The following is a 17,923-nucleotide window of genomic DNA, read 5'->3' as shown; positions in this document are numbered from 1 at the left end:
AGCTTCCCTTCAGCTGATCGTAGCTCACAGCTGTCGATATGGACAAAACCGATCTCGGTGTTCTTGAACGTCTTACGCTTCGAGCTGTTCGTCGGGTCTTTGGGAAGTGGAGAGATGCCGTTGCGAACGAGACAACGGTGGAGCGCGCTCCGGGTCAGCTTGGGAATGCTGTCCTTCAGGCAGCCCAGCATGTCGTCGAGGGGCAACAGCGTACGCTTGCGGAACTCGACCACGATGGCCTCCTCGGCCTCAGTCAGGGTCGTGGAGCGGGGTTTGGCCGGTCCCATCGGAGCGTCCGCCGTGGTGGTGCGCTTGCGCCACTTCAGGACGGTCTTGGGGTCGATGCCATATTGGCGGGCAAGGGTGCGGGACCACGCTTGCGCTTCTTGGAGCTCGGCTCGAACGCGCGGCGTCGTTCGGGCGCTGCCGTGGAGCACGCTTGCCATAGGCCATCCTCCTGCTGACGAGTCAGGGGTGAGTTTGCACCATCACACCGCGGGACTGAACACCTAGGCGGCTCGTCGCCATCCCGGCCGCGAGCAGGACGGCAGCGACGGACGCGCCGGCGTCTGCGACGCCCCGGCCCGCGATTTCGTAGGCGGTGCCGTGCGCCGGCGTGCAGATCGGGAAGGCGAAGCCGCCCAGGAAGGTGACGCCGCGATCGAAGCCCATCAGCTTCATCGCGATCTGCCCCTGGTCATGGTACATCGTCAGCACGGCATCGAACAGGCCGGCCCGGGCGCGGAGGAAGACCGTGTGGGACGGGAACGGACTCTCGACCTCCATGCCCTCGCGGCGCCCCCGCTCCACTGCCGGCGCGAGGACGTCGATCTCCTCCCGCCCGAAGTTGCCACCGTCGCCGGCGTGCGGGTTCAGAGCCGCGACGGCGATGCGCGGGGCAGCAACGCCCGCGGCCCGCATCGCCGCGTCCGTCAGGCGGATGCCGCGCAGGACCGAGGCGGTCGTGATGCGGGACGCGGCCTCCGACACTGGGATGTGGGAGGTCACGCGCGCGTTCCACAGGCTTCCGAGCACGTTGAACTCGCTCGCGGGTCCCGCGTGGCCGAGCGCCGCGGCCGTGAAGACCGCGTCGTCGCCGTAGCCGGGCTCGGCCAATTTGAGAGCCGCCTTGTTGAAGGGCATGTAGCAGACTGCATCGACGGCACCCCGCGCGGCGAGATCGAGGGCCGGCCGGTAGTTGGCGAGCGAAGGCGTCGCCCTCGCGCGCCGCGACGGACCGTGGCGGGATCGATCCGGCCGCCCCCGAGCAGGGGGGGGCGTCCGCCGAAGATTCGGGCCCCGGCGTCGGCGACATCCTCGACGTCGAGCGTCACTCCGGCTACCGCGGCACCGCTCTCCAGCACACGCCGGTCGCCGATCACGAGGAGGCGCTTGGCCGCGCGCACCTCCTCGCTGGCGAGCAGCTTGGCGGTCAGTTCGGGGCCGATCCCCGCCGGATCGCCGAGGATCAGGGCGACGAGGGGCCGGCTCATGCTTCCGGGATCCAACGGCGCACGAAGGCGAGGCAGTCCCGCACCGCGGCCTGAATCGCGGCGAGCGGCACCGGCGCGGAGGCCCGGATCGGCTGAGCGTCGGGGCCGCGACGCAGGCGGAGCGGCAGTTCCACCGCGAAAGGCAGGTCGGCGCGCGCCGCCAAACCCTCCATGATGGCCGCGCAATCGATATCCCCCGTCCCGGGCACGACGAAGCGCCAGCCGTCGGCGTCGCGACGCACGTCCTTGAGGTGGAAATGTGCGCAGCCCGGAAGCGCCGCGACCGCGTCGGCGGACGCGTTGATGCGGCCCGGGCGATGCGAGGCCGTGTTGCCCGGGTCGTAGTTGAGCCGCACCGCCGGCAGGGCGAGTTCGCGCAGCAACTCCAGGCCATCAGCGGCGGCGTTGACAAGGTTGTCCTCGCCATTGCCAGGATTTTCAAGACCGATGACGAGGCCGAGCGCCGCCGCGTGTTCGGCGAGCGGCCCGATGTTGTCGCGGAAGCGGGCCGCCCGGCTCCGCTCGGCCGCGTTGGTGTTGATCACGGCGGCGCCGAGGGCGGCGGCGAAGTCCATCCGCCACTTGAACACCTCGACCGCGTCGTCCCGGCCGAGGTCGATGTGGGACGAAAAAGCGTGGCAGGCGAGCCCGCTGGCGTCGAGGGCGGCGCGATGAGCCCGGGCTTCGGCGGGGCGGAAGCTCGTCTCGTCGAAAGGCTCGGTGTAGCCGACGATGAAGGCTGGCTCGACATAGCGTGCGCCGCAGGCCGCGAGGCTGTCGCAGACCTGCGGGAAGGGATAGCCGTCATAGGGCGCGGCCGAGATCGAGACGGCCCTCACGCGACGGTCCCCGCCAGGCGGGCCTGGAGGCCGCCGGCCAGGGTGCGCAGCAGGAGGTCGCAGGAGGCCGCCCCCGCGTCGAGATGACCGCGGGAGCGCTCCCCGAGCCGCGCAGCCCGCCCGAGGCGGGCCACCATGCCGCGCGTCGCTTCGAGGCCCGCCGCGGCGGCGTTCGTCATCGCGTCGAGGCAGGCCGCGAAGTCCTCGCCCTTCACCGCGGCGGCGTCGAAGGCCGCGACGGCGGGCTGCAGCACGTCGACCAGGGTCTTGTCGCCCGGCTTGGCATCGCCGAGGCCCTGGACGGCGTCGAGGCCGGCGCGCAGCATGGCGGCGCAGCGGGCGCGGTCGAGGACGTCGGCGCCCGCGAGGCTGTCCGCCATGTCGGTGAAGAAGGTGCCGTAGAGCGGCCCCATCGAGCCGCCGATGTCGCCGAGCAGCGTGTCGCCGAGCGTCGAGAAGCCCGTGGCGAGGTCGAAGGCGCCGAGCCGGCCGAGCTTCTCACCGGCGAGGCGAAAGCCTTTGCCCATGTTGACGCCGTGGTCGCCGTCGCCGGTCGCCCCGTCGATCTCGCTCAGGCGATCCTTTTCGCGAACCACCGCCGCGACGAGGTCGAGGACGACGGGGCCGGCCGCCTTGAGATCCACGTCGTCCATCACCAGCCCTCCGTCAGCGTCAGTCCGATCGAGCCGCAGGGCGCGGCCATCAGGCGTTCGAGTTCCGCATCCATCCGCATGAGGGTGAGCGAGACGCCGTTCATCTCCAGTGAGGTGAAGTAGTTGCCGACGAGCCGCCGCACGGGCGTGATGGCGCGTTCGCGCAGGAGCGCGTCGACGTGCCCGTAGAGCAGGTACAGCTCCATCAGCGGCGTCGCGCCGAGCCCCGACACCAGCACCGTGACGGAATCTCCGCGCCCGAACGGCAGGTCTTCGACGATGCGCTCGACCATCAACCTCGCCATCTCGGCCGCAGGGGCGGTCGGCAGGACGGCAATGCCAGGCTCGCCGTGGTGGCCGATGCCGACCTCCATGCTGCCGTCGGGGATCGAGAAATTGGGCTTGCCGTTGGCCGGGATCGTGCAGGCCGATGCCGATCGAGCGGGTGTTGTCGAGCGCGTGCCGGGCCGCGGCCACGACCTCGTCGAGCGTGCCGCCCTCGGCGGCCCGCGCAGCCCCGACCTTCCACATCAGGATCTCGCCGGCGACGCCGCGGCGGCTGCCCCGCTCGTCCGCGGGCGCAGAGGCGACGTCGTCGTCGGCCACCACGGTCTTGACCGTGATCCCGTCCTTGGCGGCGAGCTTGACCGCCATCTTCACGTTCATGTTGTCGCCGGCGTAGTTGCCATAGAGGCAGGCGACCCCGTGCCCCCGGTCCGCGGCCTTGAAGGCGGCGTGGAAGCTCTTGGCCGTCGGGGAGGCGAAGATCTCGCCGATCGCCACGGCGTCGACGAGGCCCGGTCCCACGTAGCCCACGAAGGCCGGCTCGTGCCCCGAGCCGCCGCCCGTGACGACGGCTACGCGAGGCTCGGCCGCGCCGGCCCGACGCACCACGCGCGGGTGCTCGGTCGGGGCGAGGAGGTCGGGCCGCGCCAGAAGCGCGCCGCGGATGAAGCCATCCGCGACCTCCTCGGGATCGTCGATCACGCGGTTCATCGATGTGCTCTTTCGAGAGAGGGATACATGATGGATGCGCCGGGCCGGGTCAGGGCAGGAAGCCGGTCGAGAACCACGGCACGGCGGCGAGCAGCAGCAGCGTCAGCGTGAGCACGCCGAGGTAGGGCCAGATCTTCTTCAGCGCGATGTCGGGATGGACCTTGCCGATCGTGCAGGCCGTGTAATAGCCGAGCCCGAAGGGCGGCGCGAACAGGCCGATGCCCATGGCGAGGATGATCACGATGGCGTAGTGGACCTCGTTGACGCCGATCTGCCGCGCGATGGGGAACAGCAGCGGGCCGAACAGCACCATGGCGGGGATGCCTTCCAGCACGCTGCCGAGGACGATGAAGGCCAGCACCGAGATCGCTAGGAATCCCCATTGCCCGCCCGGCACCGAGCCCATGACGCGCGCCAGCGACTGCGAGAACCCCGATTGCGTCAACGCCCAAGCCATCCCGGTGGCGGCGCCGATGATGAACAGGATGGCGCCCGACAGCGTCGCGGTCTCGACCAGCATCGGGTAGGCGCGGCGCCAGTCGAACTGGCGATACACGCCCACGCCCACCACCGCGCAATAGGCGATGCCGATGGTGGACACCTCGGTCGCGGTGGCGACACCCTCGACCACCGCGGTTCGGATCAGCACCGGCAGCACCAGGGCCGGCAGGCCGACCAGGAACGTCCTGCCGACGACCGCCAGCGGCGCGCGGGTCGTCGGGGCCTCGTGGGTCCGCTGCCGGGCGAGGAACGCCAGCGCCAGCGCCAGCACGATGCCGGGCAGAAGGCCCCCGGTGAAAAGTGCCGAAATCGACACGCCCGTCACCGACGCGATGGCGATCAGCACCAGCGAGGGCGGGATGGTCTCGGCCATGGCGCCCGAGGCGGCGAGCAGCGACACCATCTCGCCCTCGTCGAGGCCCCGCCGCTTCATCTCCGGGAACAGCACGGGCGCCACAGCGGCCATGTCGGCCGCCTTGGAGCCCGAGATGCCCGATACGAGCAGCATGCCGCCGAGCAGCACGTAGGAGAGGCCGCCCCGCACGTGGCCGATCAGCGCCGCGAGGAAGGCCACCATCGCGCGGGCCATGCCGGTCGCGTCGACCAACTGGCCGAGCAGCACGAACAGCGGCACGGCGAGCAGGATGAGTGAGCTCATGCCCTCGTCGAGCCGCCCCACCACCACCGGCAGAGGCGTCGAGGTGGTAGTCAGCAGATAGGCCGCGGTGGCGAGGCCGAACGCGAAGGCGATCGGAACGCCGAGCAACACCGCCCCGCCGACGAGCAGCACGAAGAAGATCAGCAGGTTCCAGTTGCCCATGGCCGTGAGGGCAGATGCCGCGGCCCACAGGACGACACCGAGGGTCCCGAGCGCCGCCGTCGCGACGAGGAGGTCGCGCCAGCCGAGACGCAGAAGCTTCAAGGCCGCGATCAGCAGCATGAGCCCGATGCCCGCCAGCATCGCGTAGGCGCGGATGCTGCCGGGCCAGCTCAGCGCCGGCGTTTCGATGAATCCCTGGTCCTCGACGTAGTCCCGCGCCGGGCCGAACAGGAGCGCGAGGAACACCAGCGGTACGCCGACCGCCAGCGCATCGAGGCGCAGTCGCCAAGCCGGCGACAGCATGGCCGTGACGGTCGACAGGCGCATGTGGGCGCCGCGCGACAGCGCGATGGCGGCCCCCACCATGGCGAGCCACAGGAAGAGCAACGACGCGAGCTCGTCGCTCCACACCAGGGGCCGATCGAACACGAAGCGCGACACGACGCCCATCAGCAGGATGACGACTTCGGCGACCACCAGCACAGCCGCGACGGCCTCCATGGCCCGGAGGACGGCTCGCTCGGCCAGGAAGGAGAACGAGCGTGCCGCCGGGGGCGCCGTCGCCTGGGCCAGCGCCGCCATCAGGCGAGGCTGCCCGTCGTGGTTTCGAGCACGTGCCAAGCCTCGTCGCCGAACTTGGCCTTCCAGTCCTTGTAGTAGCTCGTGGTCTTGAGCGCGTCTCTGAACTTGGCGCGGTCGACGTCGTGGAACGCCATGCCCTTGTCGGTCAGGGTTTTGCGCAGGCTGTCGCTGAGCCTGATCACGTCGGCGCGCTCCTCCTGTCCGGACCGGGCGAGTTCGCGCCCCACGATGTCCTTGAGATCTTGAGGCAGCTTTTCCCAAGCGCGGCGGTTGCCGAGGATCTGGTAGCCGTCCCACACGTGGCTCGTCATGCTGAGCGACTTCTGCACCTCGTAGAGCTTGGTGGTCGCGATGATCGCGAGCGGGTTCTCCTGTCCTTCGACGATCTTGGTCTGCAGGGCGGAATACAGCTCGTTGAAATTGATGGGCGTCGGCGAGGCGCCGATGTCTTGGAACAGCGACGTCAGGATCGGCGCGGGCGGCACGCGCATCTTGAAACCCTTGAGGTCGTCCGGCGTCAGGATCTCGCGGGTCGAGGAGGTGATCTGCCGAAAGCCGTTGTTCCAGAGCGGCGTCACCGACACCAGCCCGACCTTGGCGATCTGCCCCGCGATGTACTGGCCGAGCTGGCCGTCCACCGCCTTCCAGACGTCGTCGTAGTCCTTGAACGCGAAGCCGATGTTGACCAGTCCGGCCGCCGGCACGAGCGTGTTCAGGATGGAGGTCGCGAGATTGAAGAACTCGACGCCCCCATTACGGACCTGGCTCAGGAGGTCAGTGTCCGACCCGAGTTGGTTGGCCGGGAACAGCTTCATGTCGAGCCGGCCGTTCGAGGCCTCCCGGATACGGTCGAGCGCCTCGCCGGCCCGGATGTTGACCGGGTGGGTGGGGTCCTGGCCGGTCGCGAACTTGTAGGTGAACTCGGCCGCCGATCCCCGCTGCGAGATCAGGGTGATCATCGGCACGGATGCGGCGCCGGCCAGCAAAGCGCGGCGGGTAAGCGTGGTGATTTTCATTCTGGTTCCTCCCCGATCGTTTCTTCCCGGCCCAAGCGCTCTCAGGCGCCGTTCAAGCCATGGTAGGTCCGTATGAGCTGGCTGTCGTCGGCCCTGCCGTGGCCCTGTGCAGAAGACGCCAGGAAGAGTTGGTGGGCGAGTGCAGCGAGCGGCAGCGCCGCCATCGCATCCCGGCCGGCTTCGAGCACGATGCCGAGGTCCTTGACGAAGATGTCGACCGCGCTGGTCACGGGCGGGTCCGCCTCCAGCATCCGTGGGCCGCGGTCCCTCAACATCCAGCTCGACGCCGCCGAGCCGCACACGATGTCGAGCATCACGCCCGTGTCGACGCCGACCTTAGCGGCCAGCGCAAGTGCCTCTGCGGCGGCGGCGATGTGCACGCCGCAGAGCAGTTGGTTGACCGCCTTGACGGTGGCGCCCTGACCGGGCCGCTCGCCGACGTGGACGACCTTGCCGCCGAGCGCATCGAGCACGGGCCTGACCGCCGCGACGTGCTCGGCCGGCGCGGCGGCCATGATCGTGAGGGATGCCGCGGTCGCCCCTGCGACGCCGCCCGACACTGGCGCGTCGACCAGCACCCGGCCGGCCGCCGCGACCCGCGCGGCGATCTCCTCGACGGCGCCGGGCGGGCAGGTCGCCATCAGCACCACGCAGCGCCCCCGCGGCAGGGCGTCGAGCGCCCCCGCCTCGAACAGCACCGCGCGGGCCTGGTCGGCGTTGACCACCATGAGAACCAGGACGTCAGCCCCGGTCGCGGCCTCTGCGGCGGAAGCCGCGGGCTCGCCGCCGGCCGCCGCCAGTGCGTCACGTCCTACTTCGCTGACGTCGAAGCCCCGCACTCGGAAGCCGCGCTTGACGAGATTGGCCGCCATGGGCCGGCCCATGGCGCCGAGGCCGATGAAGCCGACCGTCTCGATGCGCCCGCTCATTCGCCGAGCCAGCGCTTGATCGACGTCGTCATGGCGGCCGTCGAGATGCCGTAGCGGTCGTGCAGCGTCGGCAGGGCGCCGGCGAGCAGGAAGGCGTCGGGCAGGCCGACCTGCTTGAAGACGGGCGACACGCGGTGCCGCATCAGCAGGCTCGCCACGGCCTCGCCGAGCCCGCCCACGACCGAATGGTTCTCCGCCACCACGACGAGCCGGCCGCCGCGGCCGGCCTCGCGCAGGATCGCGGCCTCGTCGAGCGGCTTGATCGTCGGGCTATGCAGCACCGCGGCGCCGATCCCGTCGGCTTCGAGCGCCTTGGCGGCGTCGAGCGCCCGCATCGTCATGAAGCCCGACGACACGATCAGGACGTCGGCGCCGTCCCGCAGCAGGGCGGCACGGCCGAGCTTGAAGGAATAATCGTATTCGTCCAGCACCATCGGCACGTTGCCGCGCAGCAGCCGCATGTAGACCGGCCCTGGATGCGCGGCGATCTCGGGCACGGCGCCGGCGATGTCGACCGCGTCGCAGGGGTCGACGATCGTCATGTTGGGGAGGCCGCGGAAGATCGCCACGTCCTCCGTCGCCTGATGGCTCGGCCCGTAGCCCGTGGTCAGGCCGGGCAGGCCGCAGACGATCTTCACGGGGAGATTCTCCTCCGCGATGGCCATGCAAATGAAGTCGTAGGCGCGGCGCGACGCGAAGACCGCGTAGGTGGTGGCGAAGGGCAGGAAGCCTTCCCGCGCCAGCCCCGCCGCGGCGCTCATGAGGAGCTGCTCGGCCATGCCCATCTGGTAGAACCGGTCCGGGTGGGCCTGGGCGAAGACGTGGAGGTCGGTGTATTTGGCGAGGTCCGCCGTCAGACCGACGATGTCGGACCGCTCGGCCGCGAGCTTCACGAGGGCGTGGCCGAATGGCGCGGGCGCGGTGCGCTGGCCGGCCTCGGCCAGCGAGGCGATCATCGCCGACGTGGTGAGCCGCGGCTTGGCTGCGGTCTGGCTCATGCGGTCCTCCCGGCGTCGAGCTGGTCCAGGGCGATCCCCCATTCATCGGCGTCGACGCGGATAAAATGGGCCTTCTCGCGCGTCTCCAGGAAAGGCACACCGCGGCCCATCAGCGTGTCGCAGATCAGCACGCGCGGCTTCGGCTCGGTAGACGCGCGGGCCGCGTCGAAGGCGGCCGTGAGCGCCGCGATGTCGTTGCCGTCGACCCGCCACGCCTGCCACCCGAAAGCCTCCCAGCGGGCGGCCAGCGGCTCGAAGCCCAGCACGCCCGATGACGCGCCATCGGCCTGCTGGTTGTTGACGTCGACGAGGGCCACGAGGTTGTCGAGCTTCCAATGGGAGGCGCTCATCGCCGCTTCCCAGGTCGAGCCTTCGTTGAGCTCGCCGTCCGACAGGAGATTGTAAACGAAGGCGTCCGAGCGTTTGCGCTTCAGGCCGAGGCACATGCCGACCGCGATGCCGAGCCCCTGGCCGAGCGAGCCGCCGGTGATCTCCATGCCGGGCGTGTAGGAGGCCATGCCCGACATGGGCAGGCGGCTACCGTCCGAGCCGTAGGTTTCGAGCTCGTCCTCGGGCAGGATCCCGGCCTCGATCAGCGCCGCATAGAGCGCGATCGCGTAATGTCCGATCGACAGGAGGAAGCGGTCGCGCCCCTCCCAGTGCGGGTCCTCGGCGCGGTAGTTGAGCGCGTGGAAGTAGGAGACGGCCAGCACGTCGGCGACGCCGAGCGCCTGGCCGACGTAGCCCTGGCCCTGCACCTCGCCCATGCGCAGGGCGTTTCGGCGGATGCGGTAGGCGCGCTCGGCGAGGCCGACGTTGGACAGGGCTGGCTCAGCCATGGATCAGCATGCCCCCGTTCACGTCGATAGCCGTGCCGGTGAGATACGACGACAGGTCGGACGCCAGGAACAGGCAGACGCCGGCCACGTCCGCGGCGTCGCCGAGCCGGTTCAGCGGGATGCCCTTGAGGATGTCGGCCCGCATGGTGTCGGTGAGCCGGCCCGCCGTGATGTCGGTCTGGATCAGGCCGGGTGTGACCGAGTTCACGCGGATGTTGTCGGGGCCGAACTCGCGCGCCATGGCCTTGGCGAGGCCAAGCACGCCGGCCTTGGCGGCGGAATAATGCGGGCCGCCGAAGATGCCGCCGCCGCGCTGCGCCGAGACCGACGACATGCAGACGATGGATCCCGCGCGCTGTGCCCGCATCGCGGGGATCGCGGCTTGGCTCAGGTACAGCGTGCCGCGCAGGCTGACGTCCATGACGGCGTCGTAGTTTTCGGGCGCGATGTCGAGGAACTTGACTGGCTGCGTGATGCCGGCGTTGTTGACCAGCACGTCGATGCGCCCGAAGGCGTCGAGCACGGACCGCACCGCGGCCTCGCAGGCGGGCTTGTCGGTGACGTCGCAGGCGAGCCCGATGTGGCCTTCTCCTCCGAGCGTGTCGGCGGCGTTTCGCGCGGCGCCTTCGTCGAGGTCGAGAATGGCGATGCGGGCGCCATGGTCGGCGAACAGGCGGGCCGTGCAGAGCCCGATACCCCGCAGGCTCGCGGCCCCCGATATGACGGCGGTCTTGCCGGAAAGCAGCACGTGTTTCCTCCCTTGATTGAGTTCAGTGTCGGGGCGCACGGGCTCGCCGACAAGCGCGAAGTTTTCGATGATCGGTGAAATCGCTTCACCTTCGTTGCGGCATTCGGGCGATCCGTCGCGATCGGGTTAAAGTCGGGCTGCGACGGCTGAAGCGCAGCCATGCACGATTCGGACGGCTCCCGCCCTCGATGTTGCGATGCGAAATGACTATGCTGCTCCGCAACGCGAAGCGCGAGAGCGGGAATTTTAGATGGACCATATCGGCAGCGCAGCGGATCGGCGGTCCGCGTCCGAGATCATGGCCGACGCCAGAACCCTCCAGACGAGGCACGCGCCCCGCGCGCTCGCCGCGGTGGGGCGATGGCTCCGCGGCGCCGTCACGCCCAGCCTGGGAGAGTCAGACACCATCGAAGCTCGTCGCCTCGTCGTTCATTGAACCAGCGGCGTTGCAGGGCGCCGTCGAGGATCAATAGTCTCCGGCACTCGGCGGATACACTCGCTTCAGCTTCGCCTTCGCCTCGGGACTGTCCACATCCTTGGCGGTGACGAGAGGTTCGGGCAACGGCAGGTCCTTGGTGACGGGCTTGCCCGTGAGGGCGTTGAACACCTGCTGCGTGGCTTCGATGCCCTGGCCGCCCGCTTCCTGCAGGAACAGGCCCTGGATGGTGCCGTCCTTGAGAAGCTTGACGGTGGTGGGGCTTCCGTCCGCCGTCGCGACGCCGACCTTGCCGACGAGGCCGCGGGTCTGCAGCGCCTTGGCGGCGCCCGTCGCGGCCTCGTCGTACATCCCGTAGATGGCCTTGATGTCCGGGTGGGCCGTCAGGAGGTCGTTGGCCTGGTCGACCGCCTCCTTGACGGTGAGCCCGTGAGTTTGGAGCACCTGCACGAGCGTGCAGCCGTCCGCCGCGAAGGACTCCTGCGCGCCCTTGAGGTATTTCTGGGCATTCTCGCGGTCCTGCGGCAGGGACAGCATGCCGACCTCCTTGCCTCCACGCTCCTTGGCGAGCCCGCAGACGAACTTGCCTTCCTGCTGGCCGGCCTCGTAGTTGTTGGCCGTGACGGCGGAGGTATAGTCGGTCTGGCCGGGCTGGGGGCCGATGCCCGTGAAGGCGACCGGCACGTTCTTCTCCTTCAGCAGGCGCAGCACGGGCGGCGTCGAGGTCGAACTGACCGGCCCCATCACGATCGCGTCGACGCCCTTCGTGAGGGCCGTGCGGATGTTGGTCATCTGCTCGGTCGGCGAGTTGTGGGAATCCATCTCGATGTAGGCCATGCCGAGTTCGGCCGCCCTGGTCTTGGCCCCGTAGGCGACCCACTGCCAGTAGGAGATGTCGAGCGAGGGTGCGATATAGGCGACCGTGAACTTTTTGTCTTCGGCATGGCCCGGCCCCGCACTGAGAGCAGCGGCGACTGCCGTCCCGAGCAGCATCGATCGTAGCAATGTGGACATGGTTTTCCTCCCGTTGCGTTATGGTGACCCTGGCTTCTTCAGGCCCGGGCCTTGGTGACGCGGTCGATCAGGACCGCGACCAGGATGACGAGGCCGGTGACCGAGCCCTGCCAGAAGCTGTTGATGCCGATCAGGTTCACGCCGTTCTGGATCACGGTGATCATGACCGCGCCGAGCATCGCGCCGATCGCCGAGCCCGTGCCGCCGAACAGCGAGGCGCCGCCGATCACGCAGGCCGCGATGGCCTGCAGCATCATATTGCCGCCCGAGGTCGCCTCGGCGTTGCTGATGTAGCTGAGGCTCAGCATGCTACTGAAGGCGGCGCAGAGCCCCGACAGCACATAGACGCCACATCGCGTCGCCCTGACTGGAATGCCGAGCAGGCGCGCTGCCTTGTCGTTGCTGCCCACGGCGTAAACCCAGCGCCCGAGCACGAGCTTACGCAGCGCAAACTCCAGGCCTGCCACGCCAAGGAGGCAGAACAGGAGGTAGTTGACGATCCCGGGAACGAGCGCGCCGCCGTTCAGCATCCAAAAGTCAGGGTCGAGAATCGCGATCGAGTGCCCGTCGGTGATCACGAAAGCGAGGCTGCCCGCCACTGCGTAGCTGATCAACGTCACCACGAAGGGCGCGAGCCCCACGAAGGTGACGAGGAGCCCGTTAGCGAGGCCGACGGCGCCCCCGACACCCAGGCCGACCAGAACCGCGACGGGCCAGGACGAGCCCGCCCCCAGCGCCAAGCCCGCCACCATGCCGGACAGCGAGAAGGTGGAGCCGACCGACAGGTCGATCCCGCCCGTGATGACGACAACCAGGACGCCGAGAGCCATGACGACGAGCGGCGCCGCCGCCTGGGCCACGTTGGCGGTATTTCCGCCGGTGAAGACCTGGGGCGACCAGAGACTCACGACCGCGTCGATCAGCAGAATCGCCGCCGCGATGGCGATCTCGGAACGGTAGTAGCGCAGCGACCTGAGCATCAGGCCGGCGCGGCGCGGGAGGGCCGGTGCGGCAGTGGCGACGGGCATGTCGTGGCGGGACAGGTCGGTCATGTGATGGTCCTCGTCATCAGCTTCACGCCGCCATCCCGGTCGCCCGAGCGAGGGCAACCTCGGTCATGTCCTCCGCGCCCAGGACCGCGCTAGGTTCGCCGGCAAGGTCGAAAGCGACCGCACGGGACGCGATCGCGGCGAGTTCGGAAAACTCGGTCGACCACCAAACCACCGTCGTGCCGGCCTCGGCGAGGCGGCGGACGATCTCGTAGATCTCACGCTTGGTGCCGATATCGACGCCGCGCGTCGGCTCCTCCAGCACCAGGATCGAGGGCGTGACATCGAGCCAGCGGGCGAGCAGCAGCTTCTGCTGCGTGCCGCCGCTCAGGGTGCGGGGCAGGACGTCGACGGAGGCGGCCTTGATGGACAGGCGGCGCAGTGCTGTTTCGGCGCGCCGGACCTCGTCGGCGAGCGCCAGCACGGTCCGCCGCGCCACGCGGCGCGCGGCTACCACATTGTCGGTGATCGGCAGGGTCGACAGGATGCCCTTCTCGGCCCGGTCGCCCGACACGTAGCCAACGCCCCGCCGCACCGCCTCCGCTGGACTGCTGAAGCGCAGCGGCCGTCCCTCAAAGGCTACGTCCCAGCGGCGGGATGGGGCGACACCCACGAGCGCCCCGATCAGGTCCATGGGGCCGTCGGGCGAGCCCGCGAGGCCGAGCACGTCGCCGGCCGCAAGCGAAACCCGGAGTTTGCCGCAGCGGAGCGCAAGCCGGGACGGAGATCCTTCCGGCGCGGAACTCTGACGCGGCGCTACGGCTTCCACGGCGCGGCTCTGGCCCATGGCGGTGACGATGGCGTCGTCGTCGATCTCGGCCAAGGGAATGCGGTCCACCACCGTACGTCCGTCGCGGATGATCGTGCAGACGTCGGCGACGGCGCGGATCTCATTCATCCTATGCGACACCAGCACGGTGCTGATGCCCTCGTCGCGGGCCAGCCGGCGCAGGATCGCGAACAGCCGCTCGCTTTCGCCGAAGGTGAGGTTGGCAGTAGGCTCGTCGAGAAGGAGAAGCCGTGCGCCCGAATGCAGCGCGCGGGCGATCTCAACGAGCTGCCGCTGATGAAGGTCCAGCGACCCGGCGGGGCGGTGGAGGACGGCGGCGGGTAGGGCAGGGTCGATCAGGGCCAGCGATGCAGCAGCACTGTCGTCGCCGCGCCCAGCCCGATAGACTTCGAAAGGTCGGCGCTGGCGCGGCAGCCGGATGTTCTCGGCCACCGACAGGTGAGGCAGCAGCGCGAGTTCCTGATATACGACCGCGACGGCGCCACGGTCGAAAGCTTCCGCGCCGCCGACCCGGATCGCACCGGCGTTCGCCGCGATGTCGCCCGAAACGATGCGGATCAGCGTCGACTTGCCGGCGCCGTTACCACCGAGAAGGGCGTGGATCTCGGCCCGCCGCACCTTCAGGTCGGCACCCTGCAGCACCAGCGTGGCGCCGAATCGCTTCTCGATACCGAGCGCTTCGAGCGCGAAGGCGGGAGAGGTCACGGCCGTCCCGTGGTGGAACGCGAAGGCGCGTTACAGCGCACGGCCGCGGGCGGGACGGCAACCCTCATGAGGTTTCCTCGTCATCGAAATCAGTGGGGCTTTGCGCCCTCATCACGAGGATCGCCGCCGCAACGAGGATGGCGCAAGCGAGAAAATCACATCGATCGTTGAGCTGTGTTCACGTGAGAGGGGCGGGCTCGCCGAGTTCCGCCGCCAGCCACTCGGCAAACACCCTCACGGTTCGGCGCTTCGCCCCCGCCTTGGGATAGACGAGGCGATGGCCGACGTAGCGGATGTTGCGGGCACTGCCGATCAACGGCGCGACGAGGCGGCCTGTCGCCAGTTCGCGCTCGGCCAGCCGCGTCGATTCCAAGGCCACCCCGAGGCCGTCGGCCGCTGCCGCGATGGCGAGGAAGCTGCGATCAAACCGCATGCCGCTTCCCCCCTGCTGCGCCGCGAACCCGTTCTCCGCGAACCAGTCGGGCCAGCGCACCAGCTTGCGGTCGCTCTGGATCAGCACCAGGCGAAACAGGTCTTCCGGCGACCGCAGCTTTTCCCCGAGAGACGGCGCGCAGAGCGGCGTCACGGTTTCCTCGCCGAGGGACAGCGCTTCCAGCCCCTCGCCCCTCACCGGCCCGTAGACGATGTCGGCGTCGAACTCGTCGGAGCCGAGGAGCGGGTAATCCGTGCTGGCGGCGAGCCTGACGCCGATGTCGGGGTGGGCGGCCAGGAACGCGGCGAGGCGCGGCACCAAGCATTGGGCCGCGAAGCTAGGCGCGCAGTGGAGGCGCAGCAGTTGGTGTCCGCGGTTGGTGACGGACTCGACGCCGATACGCAACTGCTCGAAGGCCGCGCCGACGTGCCGCATCAGAGTCTCGCCGTCGGGGCTCAGCCGGACCATGCGCCCCGTCCGTTCGAACAGGGATGTGCCGAGCGCCTGTTCGAGGTTCATCACCGCATGGCTGACCGCGCTCGGTGACAAGTTCAGCTCCTGTGCGGCCGCACGGAACGACCCGTTCCGGGCGGCGGCCTCGAAGGCGCGGACGGCGGACAGCGATAGATTCCTCAGCATGACCTCAGTTGAGGCGATTTCACCAAAACTTGCAATAATTGCAGTTGCAGCGACCCGTCGAAGCGGACGATGCTGGCCTTTGCGAGCGGCCCGCGGACCAAGGACGGAGCCGCGGCTTTGGGGAGATGTCCATTGGACGATCGCTTCTTCGCGACCGGGATCGAGGCGCCGGAAGGCCCGATCGCCCTGCCGGACGGCTCCATGTATGTGACCGAGATGTCGGCGGCCACGAGCTGCGTGACACGGCTCGACCCGGCCGGTCGGGCCAGCGTGGTCAAGAAAACCGGCGGACGCCCCAACGGCCTCGCCCTCGACGGCGACGGCATGATCTGGATCGCGGAGGCGCTGTTGCGCGCCGTGATCTGCATCGATCCGGAAGGGCGCGAGGTGCTGCGCGTCGAAGGGGACGCGGAAGGCCGTTTCTTGTTCCCTAACGATCTTGCGTTCGGCCCCGACGGTCACCTTTACATGACCGACACGGGTCTGGCGGCGGAAGACTTCATCTCAGGCCAGGATTTCGTTCCGGGATTCATGGACCTGCCCTGGGATGGTAAGATCTACGAGATCGACCCGCGCGCCGGACGGGTCGTGCGGCGCTTCGATCGCGGCATCCGCTTCACCAACGGCATCGCGTTCGATGCCAGCCACAGGCTGTACGCGAACGCATCGCTGCCGGGCGATGTGTACCGCTACGAGGTGTTCGGCCCCGGCGAGCCCCGGCGTGAACCCTTCGGCAACGTGCTGCAGCCCGACGACCGCCCGGGCTTCAAGGGACCCGACGGCATGGCATTCGGCGAGGACGGCCGGCTCTATTGCACGGTCTACGGCCAACGCAACATAACTGTGCTCGACGGCGACGGCCGGCTCGCCGAGCGGCTTACGCTGCAGGGGAGCGATCCCACTAACATTGCCTTCTCCCTGCAGGCGCGGGAAATCCTGGTGACAGAAGTCTCCGTCGGCGCCGTCGAGCGGTTGGCCGCGCCCTGTCGCGGCCTTCCACTGCACTATCCCAAACTTGGCCGCTGAGTAGAAATTCTTGATGTCTATTTCCGAGCAGTATGTTCAGCGCATGCCCTGGCCATCGTTTATCGACTTGGGGGGTGATCCAAGTAGTGCTAAATGGTTCGATCGGGTCGACCCCGGCGCCGTCTCGGTGGATTCTAGGCGGTTTGATTCTAGCTTACGGCACCTCTGAGGGCCGAAAAACAGCATCAGACCGATAGAGACAGAAAAGTATGGCGATTTTGTAATATAACTGATAGGTGATTGTAGGGGCAGTATGCGATAGGAACGTGAAGATCTTGTGGGTGACATTATGTTTAAATTTCGGTCTAACCTTTCGATTTTTGATGCGGGCGCTCGGCGGTTCCGAGTGGCTTTCGGGAGGACAGTATGAAGATCGTCATCGGCGCGGACGGCGCCGGCAAGCCGCTTCTCGACGTCATCGCCAAGCACCTCGGCTCTAAGGGCGTCGACGTCACGGATCTATCGCCGCCCTCGGGTTCGACACGGGAGTTCTACGCCGACACCTCGGAGCGTGTGGGCTTGGCGATCGCGAAAGGCGAGTTCGACCGCGGCATCCTGTTCTGTGGCACGGGCATCGGGGTCTGCATCTCGGCCAACAAAGTGCCGGGCATCCGGGCCGCGCTGACCCACGACACCTATTCGGCAGCCAAAGCCGCAACCAGCAACAATGCCCAGATTATCACCCTCGGCGCCCGGGTGGTCGGGCCGGAACTGGCGAAGGCCGTGGTAGATGCGTGGCTTGCCTCGAACTTTGATCCCACCGGCAGCTCGGCCGGGAACGTCAGCGCTATCGACAGACTCGACGAAAAGTATTCGAAGGCATGAGGCCGATGTTAGGAAACGCGCCTATGACTGTCCTATTGCAAGCGTCTGCGGGGTGATCGTCGAAGAGCCGGCGCCTGGGCCGACATGCCCGAGCGTTAGATTCCAGTATAACTCTGCCCGAGCCGTCGAATTAAATCGAGCAGCATGACTCCGAACCAACGAAGCACGATCACGCTTCGATGCGCTCATACCCAGAAACTGTCCGCGGATGATCTCCCCTGACCAGCCAAGGAATCACTGCGCAGATCTCAATTTTATACAAAAGGGCATTCCAATTTGGGACTAACAGGCGCGAGCGATAAGCCGGACTGAGTATCATCTTCGGCATTCACGGAGGAAACACGACGTCGAAACGTCCGCTTCTGAGAAGGCCGTAAGCCGCCGACAATGGCGTGAAAGGGTCGACTCCGGCCCGACAGCGGAACTGGGTGGCGAGCGGAAGGGTCGCTGTCAGGAACGGATCGACCGGGAGCGGACGATCGCGGAGTGGCGCCGTGGATCCGTGCCTCCCGTGGTGATCCTCAAACGAACGACCAAGCGAAGCCGTCGACCGTACGGCGGATGCGTCCGGCGGACGTGTCCGCGCAATGGG

Annotated in this window: 15 protein-coding genes and 2 pseudogenes; 2 read left to right on the top strand and 15 right to left on the bottom strand. The window is 68.3% G+C overall.

Features of this window, described 5'->3' with window-relative positions; genetic code table 11:
* The 15 genes and pseudogenes from D3273_RS25440 to D3273_RS25375 form a co-directional block, all read right to left on the bottom strand.
* Positions 1-446 (bottom strand): transposase family protein (locus D3273_RS25440; RefSeq protein WP_487343518.1); only part of this gene is annotated, 446 nt, incomplete at its 3' end.
* Positions 447-468: 22 nt separating this feature from the next.
* Positions 469-1,493 (bottom strand): annotated as a pseudogene (locus D3273_RS25435) (4-hydroxythreonine-4-phosphate dehydrogenase PdxA).
* Positions 1,490-2,332, bottom strand: a complete 843-nt coding sequence (locus D3273_RS25430; RefSeq protein ID WP_165359693.1) for a sugar phosphate isomerase/epimerase family protein — start codon at positions 2,330-2,332, stop codon at positions 1,490-1,492. Before D3273_RS25430 ends, D3273_RS25435 begins: the two are co-directional and overlap by 4 nt.
* Positions 2,329-2,985, bottom strand: a complete 657-nt coding sequence (gene dhaL / locus D3273_RS28510) for a dihydroxyacetone kinase subunit DhaL (RefSeq protein WP_165359692.1) — start codon at positions 2,983-2,985, stop codon at positions 2,329-2,331. Before dhaL ends, D3273_RS25430 begins: the two co-directional genes overlap by 4 nt.
* Positions 2,985-3,981 (bottom strand): annotated as a pseudogene (locus D3273_RS28505) (dihydroxyacetone kinase subunit DhaK). Before D3273_RS28505 ends, dhaL begins: the two are co-directional and overlap by 1 nt.
* A gap of 49 nt (positions 3,982-4,030) precedes the next feature.
* Positions 4,031-5,884 carry a TRAP transporter large permease gene (locus D3273_RS25420; RefSeq protein WP_129229764.1) on the bottom strand — a complete coding sequence of 618 codons (1,854 nt, stop codon included), beginning with the start codon at positions 5,882-5,884 and terminating at the stop codon, positions 4,031-4,033.
* Positions 5,884-6,900 (bottom strand): TRAP transporter substrate-binding protein, encoded by a 1,017-nt coding sequence (locus D3273_RS25415; RefSeq protein ID WP_129229761.1) that lies wholly within the window; start codon positions 6,898-6,900, stop codon positions 5,884-5,886. Before D3273_RS25415 ends, D3273_RS25420 begins: the two co-directional genes overlap by 1 nt.
* 41 nt (positions 6,901-6,941) lie before the next feature.
* Positions 6,942-7,829: an NAD(P)-dependent oxidoreductase gene (locus D3273_RS25410; RefSeq protein WP_129229760.1), complete on the bottom strand. Its 888-nt coding sequence runs from the start codon at positions 7,827-7,829 to the stop codon at positions 6,942-6,944.
* Entirely contained in the window at positions 7,826-8,827 is a 1,002-nt protein-coding gene (locus tag D3273_RS25405) for a transketolase family protein (RefSeq protein ID WP_129229759.1), read from the bottom strand. Before D3273_RS25405 ends, D3273_RS25410 begins: the two co-directional genes overlap by 4 nt.
* Positions 8,824-9,666 carry a transketolase gene (locus D3273_RS25400; protein WP_129229758.1) on the bottom strand — a complete coding sequence of 281 codons (843 nt, stop codon included), beginning with the start codon at positions 9,664-9,666 and terminating at the stop codon, positions 8,824-8,826. Before D3273_RS25400 ends, D3273_RS25405 begins: the two co-directional genes overlap by 4 nt.
* The gene (locus D3273_RS25395; RefSeq protein WP_129229757.1) at positions 9,659-10,414 is read right to left on the bottom strand and encodes an SDR family NAD(P)-dependent oxidoreductase; all 756 of its coding nucleotides are present in this window, start codon (positions 10,412-10,414) and stop codon (positions 9,659-9,661) included. The genes D3273_RS25400 and D3273_RS25395 overlap by 8 nt, the downstream gene beginning before the upstream one ends.
* Positions 10,415-10,880: 466 nt before the next feature.
* The gene (locus tag D3273_RS25390) at positions 10,881-11,843 is read right to left on the bottom strand and encodes a substrate-binding domain-containing protein (RefSeq protein ID WP_245501387.1); all 963 of its coding nucleotides are present in this window, start codon (positions 11,841-11,843) and stop codon (positions 10,881-10,883) included.
* 59 nt (positions 11,844-11,902) lie between these two features.
* Positions 11,903-12,916, bottom strand: a complete 1,014-nt coding sequence (locus D3273_RS25385; RefSeq protein ID WP_428977808.1) for an ABC transporter permease — start codon at positions 12,914-12,916, stop codon at positions 11,903-11,905.
* 22 nt (positions 12,917-12,938) lie between these two features.
* The gene (locus D3273_RS25380; RefSeq protein WP_129229755.1) at positions 12,939-14,408 is read right to left on the bottom strand and encodes a sugar ABC transporter ATP-binding protein; all 1,470 of its coding nucleotides are present in this window, start codon (positions 14,406-14,408) and stop codon (positions 12,939-12,941) included.
* A 178-nt stretch (positions 14,409-14,586) separates the two neighbouring features.
* On the bottom strand, positions 14,587-15,480 hold the full coding sequence (locus D3273_RS25375) for a LysR substrate-binding domain-containing protein (protein WP_129229754.1): 894 nt from the start codon (positions 15,478-15,480) through the stop codon (positions 14,587-14,589).
* 132 nt (positions 15,481-15,612) lie between these two features.
* Between D3273_RS25375 and D3273_RS25370 the strand changes: the two genes are divergently transcribed.
* Both D3273_RS25370 and derI read left to right on the top strand, forming a co-directional pair.
* Positions 15,613-16,506, top strand: coding sequence for an SMP-30/gluconolactonase/LRE family protein (locus tag D3273_RS25370; RefSeq protein ID WP_129229753.1), 894 nt, complete (start codon positions 15,613-15,615; stop codon positions 16,504-16,506).
* Positions 16,507-16,872: 366 nt separating this feature from the next.
* Complete coding sequence (gene derI, locus D3273_RS25365) at positions 16,873-17,331, top strand: D-erythrulose-4-phosphate isomerase (RefSeq protein WP_129229752.1); 459 nt, start codon at positions 16,873-16,875, stop codon at positions 17,329-17,331.
* Positions 17,332-17,923 lie beyond the last annotated feature (592 nt).

The organism is Lichenibacterium minor (assembly GCF_004137685.1).
Taxonomy (GTDB): domain Bacteria; phylum Pseudomonadota; class Alphaproteobacteria; order Rhizobiales; family Beijerinckiaceae; genus Lichenihabitans; species Lichenihabitans minor.
The sequence above is the reverse complement of the archived record's forward strand: the minus strand, read 5'-3'. Positions and strand labels throughout refer to the sequence as shown.

What these genes read in the sequence shown, in the direction of transcription:
- dhaL (WP_165359692.1), bottom strand. Translation starts at nt 2,985, where the DNA reads ATGGACGACGTGGATCTCAAGGCGGCCGGCCCCGTCGTCCTCGACCTC.
- D3273_RS25420 (WP_129229764.1), bottom strand. Translation starts at nt 5,884, where the DNA reads ATGGCGGCGCTGGCCCAGGCGACGGCGCCCCCGGCGGCACGCTCGTTC.
- D3273_RS25415 (WP_129229761.1), bottom strand. Translation starts at nt 6,900, where the DNA reads ATGAAAATCACCACGCTTACCCGCCGCGCTTTGCTGGCCGGCGCCGCA.
- D3273_RS25410 (WP_129229760.1), bottom strand. Translation starts at nt 7,829, where the DNA reads ATGAGCGGGCGCATCGAGACGGTCGGCTTCATCGGCCTCGGCGCCATG.
- D3273_RS25405 (WP_129229759.1), bottom strand. Translation starts at nt 8,827, where the DNA reads ATGAGCCAGACCGCAGCCAAGCCGCGGCTCACCACGTCGGCGATGATC.
- D3273_RS25400 (WP_129229758.1), bottom strand. Translation starts at nt 9,666, where the DNA reads ATGGCTGAGCCAGCCCTGTCCAACGTCGGCCTCGCCGAGCGCGCCTAC.
- D3273_RS25390 (WP_245501387.1), bottom strand. Translation starts at nt 11,843, where the DNA reads ATGCTGCTCGGGACGGCAGTCGCCGCTGCTCTCAGTGCGGGGCCGGGC.
- D3273_RS25385 (WP_428977808.1), bottom strand. Translation starts at nt 12,916, where the DNA reads ATGACCGACCTGTCCCGCCACGACATGCCCGTCGCCACTGCCGCACCG.
- D3273_RS25375 (WP_129229754.1), bottom strand. Translation starts at nt 15,480, where the DNA reads ATGCTGAGGAATCTATCGCTGTCCGCCGTCCGCGCCTTCGAGGCCGCC.
- derI (WP_129229752.1), top strand. Translation starts at nt 16,873, where the DNA reads ATGAAGATCGTCATCGGCGCGGACGGCGCCGGCAAGCCGCTTCTCGAC.